This window comes from Fibrobacter sp. UWB4 (assembly GCF_002210345.1).
GTDB lineage: Bacteria > Fibrobacterota > Fibrobacteria > Fibrobacterales > Fibrobacteraceae > Fibrobacter.
In genome coordinates this window covers 155,560-173,420 of record NZ_MWQI01000005.1, presented here as the reverse complement: position 1 = coordinate 173,420, position 17,861 = coordinate 155,560, and the positions used below count along the sequence as shown (strand labels likewise).

Genomic DNA, 17,861 nt, shown 5'->3' with positions numbered 1-17,861 from the left:
CGAAGACGGAGTCTTGTATTGCACAAGAGCCGAGCGGACTCACCGTAAGCCATAAGCGGCACGGCGTAAGCGTGCCGTGTTGGCGAGAGCAAAGCGCCGACGGAGTTTTTCTATTAAACCAAAGCGAAGCGGACACGATAAGGACCACCCAGGCAGGGAGACCCGGGTGATCCCTTGTGTTGTGGTGGGTGCGCACTCACGCACCCGTGTGTGTGTGTTCTTTCTCGAAGGCGCACTCGAAAACTTCGAACGCACCAGGTCGAATTTCGTTATTGCACTGTAAGGCTAATCGTTATTCACGATTAGAACAAGTCAGAATTCATACGCATAAAGGCCGGCAAGTCATAATCGACATTGCTTTCCTTAAGAGCGTCTTCAGGAGCCTTCTGGTTGCGCATGAAAGCCGGAGTGTCATAATCTACAGCACTCACCTGTTCCGTCTGAGCCGGACGAGATTCCTGCTTGAAGGAACTTGCATAGTTGCCATTGGAAAGCGGATCTGCTTCTGCAACACCCGGCATTTCTTCTGTTTCACGAACAGTCTTTGTAGCAACAGCTTCTTCTGCATAACCGGCCTTAACGTCAAAGCTCGGAGAAGCGAAAGAAGAAGCCGGAGCAAACATGGCGGCAGCCGTGTTCACCGGAGCGGCCTGGCGAGCTGCGCTAGCATAAGTGTTCTGCGGAGCCATGTAAGACGGAGCAGCAGGAGCTGTAGCCGGAACAACGCGCTGAGTGACAGCCGGAGCGGCAACCGTCGGGGCAGCAGCCATCGGAGCGGTCGGCATGGCAGCCGTAGCACGGCCTGCGAGAGCCACAAAGTTAGTGGTCGGACGCGGAGTTGCAGCCTGTACCGGAGCGGCTGCAGCCTGATAAGTCTGAGCCTGCTGATAAGCAGCAGAACCGATGCCTGCATAGTTCACAGCAGCAGCATTGTTCGTGCCACCGCAACCCGTTGCGATGATGGTGATGCAAACCTTGTCGCCAAGTTCCGGAAGAGTGATATCGCCGACGATGATATTCGGGTTGCCTTCTTCGCCCACAGCGTCGTAAATGTGTTCCATTGCTTCGTTGTGTTCGAGCAAGGAGTAGTTTTCGCCATGAGAAACATTGATGAGCACACCAGAAGCGCCCTGGATATCGATGTCTTCGAGAAGCGGAGAAGAGAGGGCTGCATCGGCAGCGGCAACACCGCGGCCTTCGCCTTCTGCAGTACCCGTACCCATGAGAGCAGAACCGCCCTTGAGCATGACCTTGCGGATATCGGCAAAGTCAACGTGAACAAGACCATGACGGAACATGATGCTGCAGATGCTCTGCACGGCATTACCGAGGATTTCGTCGGCCATCTTGAAAGCTTCATCAACAGTAGCGTTCTTGTTCGTATTCTGGATGAGGTTCAAGAGCTTCTTGTTTTCGATAACGATGATCGTATCAGCAGCTTCGCGGAGAGCGCGAACGCCATTCTGAGCCAAGGAATTACGGACATTGCCTTCGAAGCGGAACGGCTTCGTGACAACGGCAACCGTAAGGATGCCAAGTTCACGGGCAACAGTTGCAACGATCGGAGCGGCACCCGTACCGGTACCACCACCCATGCCCGCCGTAACGAACACGAGGTCAGCGCCCATCATAGACTTTTTCAAGTCATCGATGTTTTCTTCGACAGCCTTGCGGCCCATTTCCGGATCCATGCCAGCACCGAGATTTCTCGTGCTCTTTTCACCGATAAGGATCTTGTGGTCGGCGAGACTCTGATCCAAAGCCATAGCATCAGTATTGATAGCGTAGTATTCTACACCTTCAATATTCATCTGCTTCATACGGTTCACAGTATTGCCGCCGGCACCGCCGACGCCAAACACCTTGACCTTAGCATTTCTGGATGGAGCGTCATCGCCCGTGATACGAGACTTAGCCTCGAAGTTGATGTTTTCAAAGTCACTCATAGTTTATCTCCCTGATTTGAGTGGTTTAACGGTTAAAAGTAAGTCTTAAAGATGTCGCGAATACGCTGCATACCCTTCTTTACTGTAACAAGCAGCTGGGTATCTGTATCACGTTGTTTCTTTTCGCGATGCTTCTTGTTCGCGTAGTACAAGAGGCCAATGCCGGTTGCATAAGACGGATTCTGGAAAGCTTCCTGAATGCCGCTCATGCCTCTCGGCTTGCCGATATGCACAGGCTTCTTGAATACTTTAGCTGCAATTTCTTCAATGCCAGCAAGGTTGCAGCAGCCACCCGTAAGGACGATACCGCCATCAATGACGGTGTCGAGGTGGTGCTTTTCCAAGTCCTTCGCCAAAAGCTTGAAGATTTCTGCAACACGCGCAGTAATAATTTGAGCCAAAAGCTTACGGGAACAAAGAACTTCTCCACGGTCGCCCACACCTGGAACCGGGAAAGTTTCATCTTCAATCAAATTGTTGAGCGAGCAGGTGCCATACTTCTTCTTGAGTTCTTCGGCCTTCGTGAGAGAAACCGGAACCTTGAGGCACTTGCTAATATCGCTTGTAATAATGTTGCCAGCAATGTCGAGCGATGCCGTATAGCGCACGGAATCCTTGACAAAGACGGCCACGTCTGCAGAGCCGGCACCAATATCAATCAGCGCCACTCCAAGTTCACGTTCGTCATCGGACAGAACAGCGGACGCAGCAGCGAGCGGTTCGAGGACAAAGCCCGCCACGTTGAGGCCCGCACGATTCACGCACTTGGCGATATCCTGGAGAGCATTCGGGCGTGAGGTAACCACCTGAACTTCAACTCCTAAGCGACGGCCAGAATAGCCTTTCGGATTGCGGATACCCGTTCTGTCGTCCAGCGTATATTCACCCGGGAAGATATGGATGATTTCGCCAGCCTTGTCCGGAAGCGTACTTGCCTGACGCTGAACATTGATAATGTCTTCATCGCGCACTTCGTTTGTCGGAAGCGTCACCAGGCCCTTGTAGCTGAACGAGGACACATGTTTTCCTGCGATGCCCACATAGACATCGCGCACATCGACACCCGCCGATGATTCAAGCACATGGACGGCCTTTTGCAGCGTTTCCACAACGGAATCGTATTCGTCAGACGATTCCAACGGAAAGTCACCACATTCCACAACTCGGACGGATTCACCTTCCGAGATGCCAACGAACAAATTCACTTTCGAGGCGCCAATATCCAGCCCGAAAATGTAGTCCTCTTTTTTGACTATTTGCTTATCGTCATCCATTGATACACCTCTTATCAAAGTTTTTTATATACGCAAATCCATGAAATCTCATATCAACCTCGCTAGCACAAAGGAGATCTTTTCTAAAGCCCTTTCCGATAGCATCATACAACATAAACAAGTCCTTATCCCAGTTCGATTCCGGAAACATTACGCGAAATCCGGCATCCTTAAAGAACACTTCAAAAGCCTTATCCTTCTCCGACCATCCCACTTGCGACACGCGGTCATAAAGAGGCTTGTCCTCCTTACGCATGGCAAACAGGAACTGGGCCACAAGCTTTACCTTCCCTACCGATTCATTTTCAAGAATCGGCAAATGCAAAGCCGTCATCATCGACATCGGGAGCGAAAGTCCACGTTCAGAATAGACTGTTCCCTTGCCACCTTCAAGGACAGACACGATTGGCGACGCTTCCTGCAACTTGATGTAAAGCGACGAAGGAAACTTGCTTTCCACTTCGGCAGAATGGATGAGCGGGATCTGCAAGAGAGACTTCTTGACAGAGTCGGCATCCAGTTCCGACATGAGCATGCCCGTTTCAACCTGCGCACTCTGCACCACATCTTCCCAAGAGAGCATACGATTGCCCTCGATTTCGATGTACTGCAAATGCCTGAGTTCAAGCGGATTGATCTGGTGTAGATAGAAACGACTCTGCCACAGCGCGACGGTAGCCACAATAAGGAGCAAGGTCAAGATCCAGCCCTTACGCTTGTACCAACGAACGACGCCAGCCACACGCATCCGTCTCATACGGGCGCGCTTACGCTTACGCTTGCGTTCGTTGTATCCGATCCGTCGACCGAACATTGTTGTTTCTTCTAAAGTCAAATGCTTTTCTCCAAAATCGTCTGTCCAAGCTTCCAGATATTGCCGGCACCCATCAGAACGATCACGTCGTTCGGCTTGAGCAAGTCCTTGCAAACCGGAATCAAGTTGTTCAAATCTCCGATAAAGCGGGCATCGCGATGACCACGGTCAGCGGCACTGTTAGCAACCATCGCACCGGTCACGCCTTCAATCGGCTTTTCGCGAGACGGATAGATATCGGTCACCAAGAGCACATCGCAGTTTGCAAAGGCGCTACCAAAAGCTTCGTGCTGGTCGCGGGTACGCGTAAACAAGTGCGGCTGGAAAGCGACAATGATGCGCTTGTCCGGGAACGCTTCGCGGAATCCGAGGAGTGTAGCAGTCGCTTCCGTCGGATGGTGCGCATAGTCATCAAAAACCATGACACCGTTCTTTTCGCCGATAAATTCAAAGCGGCGCTTCACGCCTTCGAATGCAGCCACGGCCTTGCGAGCAACTTCAATCGAAATGCCTTCTTCGACAGCGAGAGCCACAGCGGCAGTCGCATTCAACACATTGTGGCGGCCCGGAATCTGGAGCTTGAATTCGCCAAGGCTCTTGCCGTCATTCAAGATTTCAAACTGCGGATAGCCCTTCACGAACTTGAGATTTTCAATGCGGTACTTCGCCTGGCGAGTAAAGCCATACGTAATCACCGGCTTCTTCAAGTGCGACAAAATCTGCTGCACGTTCGGATCGTCGAGGCATACAATCACCTGACCGTAGAACGGGATCTTGTTTGCAAACTGAGTGAACGCATCCTTGATGGCATCAATGTTCTCGTAAGTATCGAGATGGTCGGCATCGATGTTCGTGATGATCGCCGAAGAGGGCATCATCGAAAGGAAACTACGGTCAAATTCGTCACTTTCGGCAATGAGGTAGTCGCCGTGGCCCACTTTTGCGCCACTGCACTTGCCCTTCACAATGCCACCGACGATAATCGTCGGGTCAAGACCAGCTTCTTCCCAGATGGCGCCAACGATAGACGTCGTCGTGGTCTTGCCATGCGTACCGGCAATAGAGAGCGTGTACTTGAGGCGCATCAGTTCACCGAGCATTTCGGCACGGCGAATCACCGGAATGCGGCGATTGCGGGCTTCGACAAGTTCCGGATTGTCAAACGGAATGGCAGAAGAATAAACGACCAAGTCCGCATCTACGACATTCTTTGCTTCGTGTTTCGAGTCAATACGGATGCCAAGGCCCTTCAAATAGTCAATGACAGCGCCTTCGCCCATATCGGAACCTGTCACCACGAAACCGTTTTCGTGAAGCACCTCAGCAATACCGGACATACCGGCACCACCGATACCCACAAAATGAAGGCGACGAACACGTTTACAATCATTAATCTGCATTACGATCTCTCCATATCCAGAATAATTTTCGCAATCTGGTCAGCGGCATCAGGCATGCCAAGCGTTGCAGCGGCTTCGCCCATCTGCTTCAAGCGCTCCGGATCATAAAGGAGTGCTTCTACTTTATTCCAAAGATCATTCGGTTCATCATCAAGTTCCACGAGAGCAGCGCCAGCCTTCTCGACCACGCGGGCATTGTGTTCCTGATGGTTTGCGGTAGCATGCGGGTACGGGAGCAGAATAGAAGGCTTGCCAAACGCAAGAATTTCTGCAAGTCCCGACGCCCCTGCACGGCTGATAATCAAGTCGGCATGCTTCATGTAAGCATAAATGTTGTCCAAGAAGCCACGCACAGCGACGTTCGGCAAAATGCCAAGGCGTTCGTTGATGCTATCGACATTCTTTACACCCACCTGCCAGACCACGCTAATATCTTCGTGGGCGGCAATGCGGCCAATGCTTTCTTCAATCTTGTTGTTGATGCCCACGGCACCCTGGGAACCACCAACGATAAACACAGCCTTGCGTCCTTCACGGAATTCCACCGGACGAGTCAAGGAATCCGCAGAAGGCAAATCACGAATCGGATTGCCGAGAATACGCGTCTTTTCAATCGGGAAGCCCTTCATCGCTTCTTCGGAAGTGACAAAGACAGTCTTTGCATAACGGGCACCAACCTTATTTGCAATACCGGCAACAGCATTCTGTTCCTGCAAATAAACAGGAATTCCCATAGAACCAGCGGCAAGGACAATCGGGAGCGAGACATAACCGCCAGTTGCAATCACGACATCCGGCGCCACTTTCTTTACGACGCTCTTTGCACGAATCAAGGACTTGGTCAAGTTGAACGGCAAAGCCAAATTCTTGAGGAACGGTCCACGATGCAGCGGAACGGCCGAAATGTATTCATACGGCCAGTTCTTTGCCACAAGGCGTTCTTCCATGGAATCCTTACGGCCAGCAAACGTAATCTGAGTAACACCCATCTTCTTCAAGCTTTCGGCAATAGCCACTGCCGGGAAAATATGGCCACCAGTGCCACCGCAAACAAAGAGGAACTTTTTCATATAGAACTCCTTCTTGTCCTAAAATTCATAAACCGACCCGTATCAAAAGAAAGCGTACTACTCATATAGGGTTCACGGATGCTCTTGCCACTTGTCGGGCGAGAAATATTCAACAAAATTCCAATAAAGGCAGCCGACAAGAGCAAGTTCGTTCCGCCAAAGCTAAGGAACGGAAGCGGCTGGCCTGTTGCCGGAATAAGCCTCACGCACACGCACACATGAATGACAAAATTCATGAAAAGCGATGTCGTAAGCGCTACAGCCATATACCTGCCAAAACGCGTCGTCGAAGACCTTGCAATATTGTAGCCCTGCGAGAAAAGAATCGCGAAAGCAATCAAAACGGCAAATGTACCGATAAAGCCAAATTCTTCGCCAATCGACGCGTAGACAACATCCTTATAAGCTTCGGGCAAATAGCCGAGTTTCTGTTCACCCATGCCAACGCCTCTTCCAAAGACTCCGCCATTTCCAAGAGCCTCGAGAGCATGATCCACCTGGTACTGCGAATTTTTCATGGCGCCTTCATCAGAGAAAAAGGCAAGAATACGCATACGGGTATGGGATTTTAGAAGCATTGCGATAATTCCCAAAGGAACACTCACAAGGACACTCAAACCTACATACTTATAGTTTGCACCCGCAATAAAGAGCAAAACGAGCAACAAGGTGCAGAACATGATCAGCATCGAGTAATTCGGCTGGCAAAGAAGCAAAATCGCGGCAATTCCGAGAGGTACTGCAGGCTGGATAATCGAGCACTTGAGCGACTTGATTTCATCACCTGCATCCGACAGCTTCGCACAAACCCAAGTGATAAAGCCAAACTTCATAATCTCGGAGGGCTGTATACCAAAGATCCAGCGAGAAGCTCCTTTCACCTCGCCCCCAGAAACAATAGCTGCAAGCGTAAGAACGGCGCCGACACCAAAAATCACACGAGACATCACCTTCCATAACGCATAGTCAATCTTATAGAACACGCCAATAATGACGACAGATGCCAAGACCTTGCTTAAATGAGCCAAGAGATAATGCTCTGCGGGCAAATTTTTCGACAAAGCCACAGGTGCCGATGCCGAATAGACAACAACACAGCCAAAGCACACTAACATTAGTGTGACAAACATCAACAGTTTGTTCATTCCTGTGGACTGTGCGTTAGACATCTTAACCTGTAAACCTTATCTTAAATCTTGAACACGGGCACCATGTGGAGGAGCGCATCGACCACTTGTTCCATGTGCATGCCGCGGCTCCCCTTCACCAAGAGGATATCGCCTTCCGCAACCGTTTCGCTCAAATGGCTGATGACTTCCGGGACAGTTTCGAAGTACTGGACATTTTTCATACCGCGAGACTTCGCCCCTTCAACATATTTCTTAGCTTCCTTACCAACGGCAAGGAGCACGTCAAAATTCATTTCAGGAACCAAAGTTCCTATCTGCTTGTGCAAATTGCCACTTTCCTTGCCAAGTTCAAGCATGTCGCCAAGCACTGCAATGCGCTTGCCTTCAACACGCATGTTGCCAAGCGTCTGGAGCGCCATCTTCGTCGAAGACGGGTTTGCATTGTAGCAGTCCGAAATCACCTTGAAGCCGTTTGCGGCCTTGATTTCCATGCGCATGCTTGTGGAGGTAAAGCCAGCCAAAGCCTTTGCAATATCACTCTTCGGGATGCGGAGAGCCTCACCCACGGCAATTGCAGCAAGAGCGTCATAAAGGTTATGGTCACCCGGGACATTCAACACAAAATGCGTACGGCCGATGTAGAAATCAGCGCAGAGGTTTTCAGTCCACTTGAGCTTTTCAGGCTTGAGGATACCACGGCGAACACCGAACGTCACGACCTTGTAATTCTTGGTCGCCTTCACCTTGCAGAGGCGCTCGTCATCGGCGTTCACAATCAACGTGCCGCCCTTCTTGAGACCTGCGACAATGTTGATCTTTTCGTTGAAAACGCCGTCCAGATCGCCAAGGCGTTCGAGGTGGCTTGCGCCAATGTTCGTAATCACGGCAATATCCGGTTCCGTAGCCAGGGAAAGTGGACGAATTTCATCCGGACCGCTTGTGCCCATTTCGACAACGGCAGCTTCATGGCTATGCTTCAGCTGGAAAAGCGTCATCGGGACACCGATATGGTTATTGAAGTTCCCCTTTGTCGCATGGGTATTGAACTTCATCGAAAGCACAGCCTTCGTCATTTCCTTTGTAGTGGTCTTGCCATTACTTCCGGTAATGGCGACCTTCTTCAACTTGAAAAGTCTTTGATAGCCCTTGGCAAGCTTCAAGAGGGCTTTCGTCGTATCATCGACTGGAGCGTACATCTTGAAATTCGGATCGATAGCAGTCTGGTTTACAACGCTCATCAAAGCTCCATCCTTTTCCATTTGAGATACAAACTGGTGGGCGTCAAAGCGAGCACCCTTAATCGGCCAAAAGACAACGCCCTTAGCACTTTCACGAGAATCCATGCAAAGATTCACCTTGCGCTTCAAGGTGCGGGCCGGAACACCGACAGCCTCGGTTTCCAGAATCTTGAGCATTTCTCCAATTGTCAAATCAAGCTTCAGCATCAGTCATCGCCTTCACCGCAATTTCGCGATCGTCAAAATGATGTTTGGTCTTACCAATAATCTGGTAATCCTCATGGCCCTTGCCCGCAATCACAAGCCAGTCGCCGCTCTTGAGTTCCGCACAGGCGCGAATGATGGCTTCTTCGCGGTTTTCGACCACTTCAAACTTGTCCGTCGTCATGCCGGCGCGAACGTCAGCGATGATGTCTGCAGGCTTTTCGGTACGCGGATTGTCCGACGTGAGCCAAGCCTTGTCCGCAATGCGTTCGGCAATGCCACCCATGATCGGACGCTTCGTCTTGTCGCGGTCGCCACCGCAGCCAAACACGGTCGAAAGTTTGCCGCGGCAGAGGCTACGGGCCACATTCAGCACACGTTCAAGAGCATCCGGCGTGTGGGCGTAGTCCACAATCACATGCTTGCCGTCCTTGCTCCAGACCTTTTCAAAGCGACCCGGAACGCGCACGGTCGCAATCGCCTTGCGCATCGCATCTTCCGGTACGCAAAGGGCGTGTGCCCATGCAAGCACGAGGAGCAAGTTGTCCACGTTAAAGTCGCCGCAGAGCGGAGTTTCAAACTTTTCCGTTGCAATCATCGGGAGCGTGAATTCAAGGCCGTCTTCGGTGCTCTTGATTTCGCCAAACGGCTTCACGTCAGCCTTAGCCTTGCCGAGTCTCGAAACAGCCACCTTGCGGCAGTCGAGAGAATTAAAGAGCTGTTCGCCGTGAGCATCGTCAATGTTGATGACAGCCACGCCATTTTCTGCAAGGTACTTCGTAAAGAGCAACTTTTTCGCTTCGAAGTAGGCATCCATCGTCTTGTGGTAATCAAGGTGATCCTGCGTCAAGTTGCTAAAGAGACCGCTTCTAAACTTGATTCCAGCAACACGCCCCTGGTGGAGCGAATGCGAAGACGCTTCCATCACGAGGTCGGTACAGCCTTCAGCCACAGCACGGGATGCAAATTCATAAAGGTCCAAAAGACCCGGAGTCGTAAGCGATGCCGGCACAGACTTGTCGCCAATCTTGTTCTTGATGGTACCGAGCAATGCCGTCTTGCGGCCTTCCGCTTCGAGCATCGCATTCATGAGGAACGCGCTAGTCGTCTTGCCGTTCGTACCCGTAATGGCATGGCAAGTGAGCTTGCTGAACGGATCCTTGTAAAAAATTCTTGCGGCTTCGAGGCGGGCAGCCTTCACGTCTGGCACCTGAATCCACTTGGACGTAAGTCCTTCGGGAGCCATCGTCTCGCCCACGACAGCAACGGCACCGGCAGCAATCGCACTGCGGGCAAAAGCCTCGTAGCCTTCTGCCGGAATGGAGAAGAATAAATTTCCCGGTTTCACACGGCGGGAATCATCACAAAGCCCCGTCACGGACAACTTTTCCATAAGTCCTTCCGAAATCATCAGCTTTTCTCCTTTAAGGTAAGCTTGCAAATAGCGCCCTTCCGCAAAGCTTCTTCGGCCTTCGGCTCCTGGGCTACAACGCGTCCCTTTCCTGTATATTCAACATTCATGCGGATGTTCCCCATCACTTCGAGAGCATCCTTTAACGAAAGTCCCTGCAAGTTGGGCATCCTGTGCGCAACAGCATCGCCAAGCACAAGCGTCTTTCCATTCACCAGACCCGCATCCATACGTTCCGAAATCACGCGGAGACCCTTGCCTTCGAAACGAACCGGACACTTGTTCTTTTTAGCATAATCCTTAGCCGACGTCGCCGTCATCCCGGCAAAATCCCTGTCACAAGGAGAACCGAGTTTCACCTGTTTCAAGTTATGAGCCAGCGGGGAGAGCGACGGATGGTAATAAATTCCTTCCATGATGCGGCGGAAAATCGGACCAGCAGTGAGGCCGCCCACATGTTTTCCCTGCGGGTCATCCACAAGCACCAGGCACACATAGCGCGTATCTTCGGACGGAGCAAGACCAATAAACGAAGCCACCTGGGAATTGCGGTCGTAAGAACGAGTCTCGCGGTTGTACTTTTCAGCCGTACCCGTTTTGCCGCCAAACAGCACATCGTTAAGCTTCTGCGACGCAACTTTCTTCGCAGTACCGCTATTCACCACGCGATTGAGCATCTTGCGAATCGATGCGGCTGTCTTTTCAGAAACAGCCCTGCGGATTTCCATCGGTTCAATCTTTTTGACAACATCACCATTAGAATTGCGCCATTCCTTCACAATCTGCGGGCGCATGAGCTTACCGCCATTAGCAATAGCGGCATACGCCATGACCATCTGGATCGGCGTTACAGAAACAGCGTGGCCAAAGCCCATCGTCTTTAAAGTTCTATCATCGCGAGTCAGTTCCGCAGGCGTTAAGAGTCTTCCGTTTTCTTCGCCAATGTAATTGTCAAAAGCCTTTTCCCCGATACCAAAAGCGCGAGCCATTTTCTGCATCCGCACGGCGCCCACTTCAGAGGCGATCTTCGCAAACACGATATTCGAAGACTGCACCATAGCTTCACTCATATCCATATCGCCATAGACGTGAGTATCGCAAATCTTTTCGGATCTCGGGTTCCATTGCCAGCAGCGGCCTTCATTTGCAAAGACCTTGTTCGGACTAACGACATGATTTTCAAGAGCTGCGGCAGCCGTAATCACCTTGAACGTAGACCCAGGTTCGTACGACATCGAGACAATTTCATTTTTACCAGCGCGATCGACACCCTGATTCTTGGAATTCGGGTCAAACGTCGGATAGCTTGCCATCGCAAGGATTTCGCCGGTGTACGGATCCACGACGACAGCACTTGCGCTCGTCGCCATGAACTCGGCAACGCCATCCTTCAAAGCTTTCTCGACAATTTCCTGCATATTGCGGTCAATCGTCAACACGAGATTCAAGCCAGACTTTGCTTCAACAACATTCTTCGAACGCGAATGAACTTCACGCCTTTTCACGTCCTGGATGCTCAGGCGAATGCCATCGTCACCGCGCAAGCTGTCATTGAAAATTTTTTCCATGCCCATGCTGCCGCTGCCATCGTAGCCCACCTTCCCCACAATCTGCGAGGCAAGCGAACCCTGCAAGAACAAGCGACTGTAACCCAGGTTATCGCTCGTATCGCGCATGCTTTCGGCAAAAACAATTCCGTTGCGGTCCATGATCGTGCCACGTTCTGCATACAAATTCTTCGTATGCGTTACCATAGACCGCGTATTCACCTGATAGACATTGCGATTCAAAACCTGAATATCAAAGGTCTGCAAAATCAGTACGCCAATCGTACAAAGCACAAGGCTCTTCAATATAAACAGAGGATCAGCACCGAACTTATTCATTCGTCCCCCCTGTTATCATGACTTTAACCGGAACGGCGTTAAGGCCAAGCCCTGCGCGTTCCGCAAACTTCGAAAGGTGATTTATCGACGAAAGCTTGTTGATCTCGTAATTCTTCAAAAGAATTTCGCGGTTGAGCAAGCTCGCCTTTTCCTTGAGGCCATAGAACGTACCGTAAAGACGATTGATACGATTCTGCATGTACACAGGAATCATACTGACCATTGATCCGACAAGAACAAACAGAAGCACTATACCCATAAGACCATGCTTCCCTGATTTAACGGATTCATTCTGCACATTATCGATCATACTCTTTCATAGATCCTAAGTTTTGCAGAACGAGCCCGACTGTTCCTGTTGATTTCATCGGCCGAGGGCAAAATCGGCTTACGATTCACTTTTTTCAAACGCTGGTGGTCGCCACCGCACATGCAGACCGGCAAGTTTTCCGGGCAAATGCACGCTTTTTCAAATTCTGCCGCCGTTTCCTTGACGCAGCGGTCTTCCACGGAATGGTAGCTCATCACCACGAGGCGACCGCCCACCTTGAGGCAATCGACAGCGGCGCGAAGACTATCCTCGATCTGCTTGAGTTCGCCGTTCACTTCCATGCGGATAGCCTGGAAGACACGGGCAAGCAAACTATTGGCGTCACGGCGCTTGTCCGGGAACACAGCCTCGACAACGGACTTGATATCGCTCGGAAGCACATCGCGACCCTGAGTGGCAATTTCTCCCACTTTTTCCTTGATGCGGGTCGCAAGCTTAAATGCACGGTCCATATCGGCATTCTTGCGGAGCGCAGCGGCAAAATCATCTTCGCTTACCGTGCGGAGCCATTCCTGGGCAGAAACATTTTCGCGACGGTCCATACGCAAATCAAGCGGATTATCGCCTACAAACGTAAAACCACGGCTAGAGTCATCCACCTGATGGCTGCTGATGCCGAGATCGTAAAGGATACCGTCAATAGTATTCGGTTCAATTTCGTTTCCGAGTTCAGCAAACGGAACCGGATGGACAATAAACTTGGGGAGAACACCGGCAAGCCGCTTCGTTGCAAACTGGACCGCTTCATCGTCGCGGTCAAAAGCATGGAGCGTTCCCGCCTCGTTCAGCTTTTGGGCTATAGCATAAGAGTGGCCGCCACCGCCAAGGGTGCAGTCCACATACACTCCGTCAGCCTTGATATTCAAACCTTCAAGGCATTCCTGGAGCATTACCGGATCGTGATAGAATTCTCTCCCTTGAACTCCAGCGACCGCGGCTTCGGAAATTTCATTTACATGTACTGACTTGCGGAGATCTTTATCTGCCATTATCCCCCTCCGTCAAGCCTTCACCATAGAACGCGGCATCGAAAGCGTCGATAGCTTCATTTGTTTGTAAGCCATACTTTTCGTTGTAACGTTCAGGATTCCATAATTCGAGAGTTTTACCGCTGGCCTGGACATAAAGAACTTCGTCTTTAAGGCCGGCATACTCCAGCAAAATCTTGGGGAGTAAAATGCGATTCTGGCCATCCATCTCCACGACTGTGGGGCAGAGGCCTCTCCGAACTAAATCGGCTTGACGGCGGTCGGACCTAGCATCCAAGTCCGCCATGAATTTCTCAAACTCAGGTAGGACAAACAACCGGAGGGTGCGGTCCGGGCCACGGGTGACCACGAACTCATTCCCTTCGGACGCCGAAAGCTGACGACGGAATTCCCTAGGGAAGGAGGTTCTTCCCTTTCCATCGATCGCCGTTTGGGCTTGTCCTATGAAAGAAGTGAAATTCATATTTGACACATTTTACCACAACACTTATCACACACCACAAATATACCCACTTTCTACCACCATGGCAATAGAAAACCAGGGTCGAACTTAAAAAAAACATATTTTTCGCACTTTTTATAAAAATTTTTACACAAATTTTTGCTCATTTGAGCAAGTTTTAAATGAACAAAGATAATATTTACGTAAGTTTTTTGTTAGAACGCATCATCGTCACCCAGAGGAGCATAGCGATGGTCAGGTTTATCAAAAGCATCTCCGTCACCCTGAGGAGCATAGCAAGCCTGTCCTGAGCTTGCCGAAGGAAAGGGTCTAGTCAAGTCTCGTAAAAGTAACACAAGAAATGACTGGATCCTTCCGCTTTTAGCGTCAGGATGACGGAATGCTTTCTATCTTTATTACATGCTTCTCCGTGTTCCTGATTTTTACGATTCATTCCAGTGCATCGCCGGTAAATGCACCGACACCTGCTGCATCGGCTGGGAAATAGACATCGACGAAAAAAGCGCAAAACGCTACAACGCCATCAAAGGCGACATCGGCGACATCCTTCGCCAAAACATCGTGGACGGACATTTCAAATTATTGCCCGGCGACCGCTGCCCATTTTTAAGACGGGACGGACTCTGCGACATGATTTGTCATCTTGGCGAAGACAGTCTTTGTGACATTTGCCGCGAACACCCGCGATTTGTCGAAGTCTACGGAGACATCATGGAAAAGGGGCTCGGTCTCTGCTGTGAAGAGGCCGCGCGACTGCTGTTCGAAAGCAAAGGAACAGCCACCTCGCCCATCGCATTTGTCGAGCACGAAATCGACGACATTCCGGACGAGATTCCCGAAGACGCGATCGAAGCCCGCGACGTCATTTTCAATGAAAGAAATAATTTATTCGCAATTCTCGCCAATCACGACCGTCCGCTGAATGAACGTCTCGTCGAGCTGCTTGATTACGCTGTAGAAACTAGCGGCTTCGACATCCCGGAAGCAGAAAGCCCCGCTTTCTCGATTACAAACAAAGGAATTTCAGACAACATCCACCGGTCGTGGATTGACCTTTTGGGCAAGGGAGATAGCTTCGGGCCAGCATGGAGCACCGCATACAAGCTCGTAAAGCAAAGCAGCTGGAGCAACACAGGCGCAAGCTTATACACAGAAACCGAAAGCGAAAAGATCATCGCCTATCTACTTTTCCGATATTACGGCAAAAGCCTTTTTGACGGGAACAATCTTACCAAAGTAAAATTCACATTATACTTCTGGATAATGCTCCAAAAATTCGGCAATATACTTGCAAACGCCACCGGCGCCACACCGTCCGCTAAAATTTCAGCCATCAAGCTGCTCAGCAAGCAAACCGAATATTCCGAAGAAATTATGGACATTTTTGAACAGGAATTCATGGAAAATCCGGCTTTTTCAACACATATTTTTAAGAGGATCCTGAAGGAATAGCGGCAAAGTGCAAAAATGATGTTTTTTTACAATATTTTTCCCTATTTTTGCGCAAAATCACAATTCAGGTCTCTATTTTTTGGTATTTTACAACATGTTTAAAGTGAGGTCCGTAGAACCTCAAAAAGACTTTAGGAGTATGTATATGCTTATCCGCATTTTCAGTTTGATTGCTTTCGCTGCAGCAATGAGTTTCGCGCAGCTTGCACCAGAGCCACAGGTCGCCGACATCAAATTGATGATGGATTCTACAACAAACAAACCGATGAAGATGGACTTTTCCAAGCATCTTTCAGGTATCAGCGATCCAGGCATTCTGTTCAGCCACTTCAGCAACCGCCCATTGCTCATTTACTATTTCAGCCCGAAGTGCCCACATTGCCAAAAGCACTTCCCTGAAATCCAGAACCTTATCAGGGAATATGAATCCAAGGGACTTACGGGCATTGCCATCGGCCTGAATGGCGGTATCAAGAAGAACGATATCCGCTTGTTCATCGACCAGTACCACGCCGTCATCCCGGTGTTCCAGGATACAGACAGCAAGTTCGGGCCGGCCTACGGCACGGGCTACATCCCGGTCGTCTACCTCGTGCAAAAAGACGGCACGTTCTACCGTTACGAGACGCTCAACGAAGCGAACATGAACCACTTGCGCGCAACACTGAACACCATTTTGAAGAAGTAATTGTTCTCCATTTTTAGACAGCCCCGGCACTAGAGCCGGGGTTTGTTGTTTTTAGGCTGGCGGCGGGAAGCACAAAGCACAGCGTACTTTGCAGCCTCTGCTATGGCTCGGCAAAGCTCGAGCAAGCTCAGGCGCTGCTCTCGCCTTACGCCGTAGTCACAAAGCACTCCGTGCTTTGTAGCATTTTCTTCGGCTCGGTCATGGGCAAGCGAGCTTGCCCGCGACGCTCGCCCTGCGAAGATGTCGAACTTGGCTTCTCCTGTGGCGTCAGACGGTATGAAAAAAGCCCCACAAGGGGGCTTTTTTCATACCGTCGGCGGGAGTCGAACCCACGACCCGTTGCTTAGAAGGCAACTGCTCTATCCAACTGAGCTACGACGGCGTTTGTGAGCACACAATATAGTAAATAATTTGATTTTTCGTCAATTTACGCAACAAGCTCAGCCAATCTCTCCAAAAATTTTACGCTATTCCCATTGCCATTGTCGGGAATTTTATTTACATTTATGCATGAATTTAAATATTTGCATAAACCAAAAGCGCAACACTAGGCATTGCCCCGCAAAACAATAGCACAAAGCCGACCGTTGCACGGAGATACAATGAAGATTATCGACATCCTGAAGCAAGACAAGATGAGCCTCTCCTTCGAGGTGTTCCCGCCAAAGAAAGAAACGAGTTTTGAAAACGTTAAAGCAGCTACCGAAGCGATTGCAAAGCTTAACCCCGCATTCATGAGCGTCACATACGGCGCAGGCGGCGGCGTGAGCCAGTACACGCTCGAGATTGCGAAAAACCTCAAGTACAATTTCAACATTCCGATGCTTGCGCACCTCACTTGCATTTCGAGCACTAAGGAAACCATCCACCAGCGCATCGAAGACATGAAGGCTGCCGGCATCAAGAACGTGATGGCCCTCCGTGGCGACCTCACGCCAGAACTCATTGCAAACGGTCGTGGCGACTGCGACTACCACCACGCCGTCGAGCTTATCCGCGAACTCAAAGCCGCTGATGCCGATTTTTGCATTGGCGCCGCATGCTACCCCGAAAAGCACCCGGAAAGCGCGAACCAGGCCGATGATATCAAGCACCTCAAGGAAAAGGTCGAAGCAGGCGCAGACTTCCTCACCACACAGATGGTCTTCGACAACAACCTTTTCTTCAGCTTCCTTTACAAGCTCCGCGACGCAGGCGTGAACTGCCCGGTGCTCCCCGGCATCATGCCCATCACGAACGCAAACCAGGTCGAACGCGCCATCAAGCTTTCGGGTTCGTTCATGCCGCAGCGCTTCAAATCGCTCGTGGACAAGTTCGGTAGCGATCCGGACGCCATGAAGCAGGCCGGCATCATCTACGCCACCGACCAGATCATCGACCTCTACGCCAACGGCATCACGAACGTCCACGTCTATTCCATGAACAAGCCGGACGTCGCCGAAGGAATCCTCAAGAACGTCTCTGCCATCCTCGGCAAGAACTTTGCAGGGTAAGAATTTGTATTGAAAGCGCCCAAACCTGCACTTTCAAAGCAAATTTTTGATTTTCGGGCTTTTTTACGTAAA

Annotated in this window: 15 protein-coding genes and 1 tRNA gene; 3 read left to right on the top strand and 13 right to left on the bottom strand. The window is 50.5% G+C overall.

Annotation, left to right across the window (positions count from 1 at the left end; all coding sequences use genetic code 11):
• Nucleotides 1-302: 302 nt before the first annotated feature.
• From ftsZ to B7990_RS09695, 12 genes are read right to left on the bottom strand one after another with little or no spacing between them, the layout of a single operon-like run.
• The gene (gene ftsZ, locus B7990_RS09750; protein WP_088640779.1) at nt 303-1,946 is read right to left on the bottom strand and encodes a cell division protein FtsZ; all 1,644 of its coding nucleotides are present in this window, start codon (nt 1,944-1,946) and stop codon (nt 303-305) included.
• A gap of 32 nt (nt 1,947-1,978) precedes the next feature.
• Nucleotides 1,979-3,220 carry a cell division protein FtsA gene (gene ftsA / locus B7990_RS09745; RefSeq protein WP_088640778.1) on the bottom strand — a complete coding sequence of 414 codons (1,242 nt, stop codon included), beginning with the start codon at nt 3,218-3,220 and terminating at the stop codon, nt 1,979-1,981.
• Nucleotides 3,213-4,034 (bottom strand): cell division protein FtsQ/DivIB, encoded by an 822-nt coding sequence (locus B7990_RS09740; RefSeq protein WP_088640777.1) that lies wholly within the window; start codon nt 4,032-4,034, stop codon nt 3,213-3,215. The genes ftsA and B7990_RS09740 overlap by 8 nt, the downstream gene beginning before the upstream one ends.
• Nucleotides 4,035-4,051: 17 nt before the next feature.
• Nucleotides 4,052-5,434: a UDP-N-acetylmuramate--L-alanine ligase gene (murC, locus tag B7990_RS09735; protein ID WP_088640776.1), complete on the bottom strand. Its 1,383-nt coding sequence runs from the start codon at nt 5,432-5,434 to the stop codon at nt 4,052-4,054.
• Nucleotides 5,434-6,504 (bottom strand): undecaprenyldiphospho-muramoylpentapeptide beta-N-acetylglucosaminyltransferase, encoded by a 1,071-nt coding sequence (gene murG / locus B7990_RS09730; protein WP_088640775.1) that lies wholly within the window; start codon nt 6,502-6,504, stop codon nt 5,434-5,436. Before murG ends, murC begins: the two co-directional genes overlap by 1 nt.
• Nucleotides 6,501-7,673, bottom strand: a complete 1,173-nt coding sequence (locus tag B7990_RS09725; protein ID WP_088640774.1) for a putative peptidoglycan glycosyltransferase FtsW — start codon at nt 7,671-7,673, stop codon at nt 6,501-6,503. The genes murG and B7990_RS09725 overlap by 4 nt, the downstream gene beginning before the upstream one ends.
• Nucleotides 7,674-7,693: 20 nt before the next feature.
• Nucleotides 7,694-9,079: a UDP-N-acetylmuramoyl-tripeptide--D-alanyl-D-alanine ligase gene (gene murF / locus B7990_RS09720; RefSeq protein WP_088640773.1), complete on the bottom strand. Its 1,386-nt coding sequence runs from the start codon at nt 9,077-9,079 to the stop codon at nt 7,694-7,696.
• Nucleotides 9,066-10,469: a UDP-N-acetylmuramoyl-L-alanyl-D-glutamate--2,6-diaminopimelate ligase gene (locus tag B7990_RS09715; RefSeq protein WP_254917451.1), complete on the bottom strand. Its 1,404-nt coding sequence runs from the start codon at nt 10,467-10,469 to the stop codon at nt 9,066-9,068. Before B7990_RS09715 ends, murF begins: the two co-directional genes overlap by 14 nt.
• A gap of 17 nt (nt 10,470-10,486) precedes the next feature.
• The gene (locus B7990_RS09710; protein WP_088640771.1) at nt 10,487-12,373 is read right to left on the bottom strand and encodes a penicillin-binding protein; all 1,887 of its coding nucleotides are present in this window, start codon (nt 12,371-12,373) and stop codon (nt 10,487-10,489) included.
• On the bottom strand, nt 12,366-12,683 hold the full coding sequence (locus B7990_RS09705) for a hypothetical protein (protein ID WP_088640770.1): 318 nt from the start codon (nt 12,681-12,683) through the stop codon (nt 12,366-12,368). The genes B7990_RS09710 and B7990_RS09705 overlap by 8 nt, the downstream gene beginning before the upstream one ends.
• Nucleotides 12,680-13,693, bottom strand: coding sequence for a 16S rRNA (cytosine(1402)-N(4))-methyltransferase RsmH (gene rsmH, locus B7990_RS09700; RefSeq protein WP_088640769.1), 1,014 nt, complete (start codon nt 13,691-13,693; stop codon nt 12,680-12,682). Before rsmH ends, B7990_RS09705 begins: the two co-directional genes overlap by 4 nt.
• A complete protein-coding gene (locus tag B7990_RS09695; protein WP_088640768.1) occupies nt 13,683-14,156 on the bottom strand; it encodes a division/cell wall cluster transcriptional repressor MraZ in 474 nt (157 codons plus the stop codon). The genes rsmH and B7990_RS09695 overlap by 11 nt, the downstream gene beginning before the upstream one ends.
• Before the next feature lie 399 nt (nt 14,157-14,555).
• Here B7990_RS09695 and fliB point away from each other — a divergent pair, with 399 nt between their 5' ends.
• Together fliB and B7990_RS09685 are read left to right on the top strand one after the other, a co-directional pair.
• Nucleotides 14,556-15,608 (top strand): flagellin lysine-N-methylase, encoded by a 1,053-nt coding sequence (gene fliB / locus B7990_RS09690; protein ID WP_088640767.1) that lies wholly within the window; start codon nt 14,556-14,558, stop codon nt 15,606-15,608.
• 139 nt (nt 15,609-15,747) lie between these two features.
• Complete coding sequence (locus tag B7990_RS09685; protein ID WP_254917450.1) at nt 15,748-16,296, top strand: TlpA disulfide reductase family protein; 549 nt, start codon at nt 15,748-15,750, stop codon at nt 16,294-16,296.
• A 308-nt stretch (nt 16,297-16,604) separates the two neighbouring features.
• On the opposite strand, the gene B7990_RS09680 is transcribed toward B7990_RS09685, so the two are convergent.
• Nucleotides 16,605-16,678: transfer RNA gene (locus tag B7990_RS09680), tRNA-Arg, on the bottom strand.
• 220 nt (nt 16,679-16,898) lie between these two features.
• On the opposite strand from B7990_RS09680, the gene metF reads away from it, so the two are divergent.
• Nucleotides 16,899-17,789 (top strand): methylenetetrahydrofolate reductase [NAD(P)H], encoded by an 891-nt coding sequence (gene metF / locus B7990_RS09675; protein WP_088640765.1) that lies wholly within the window; start codon nt 16,899-16,901, stop codon nt 17,787-17,789.
• The last annotated feature ends 72 nt before the right edge of the window (nt 17,790-17,861 follow it).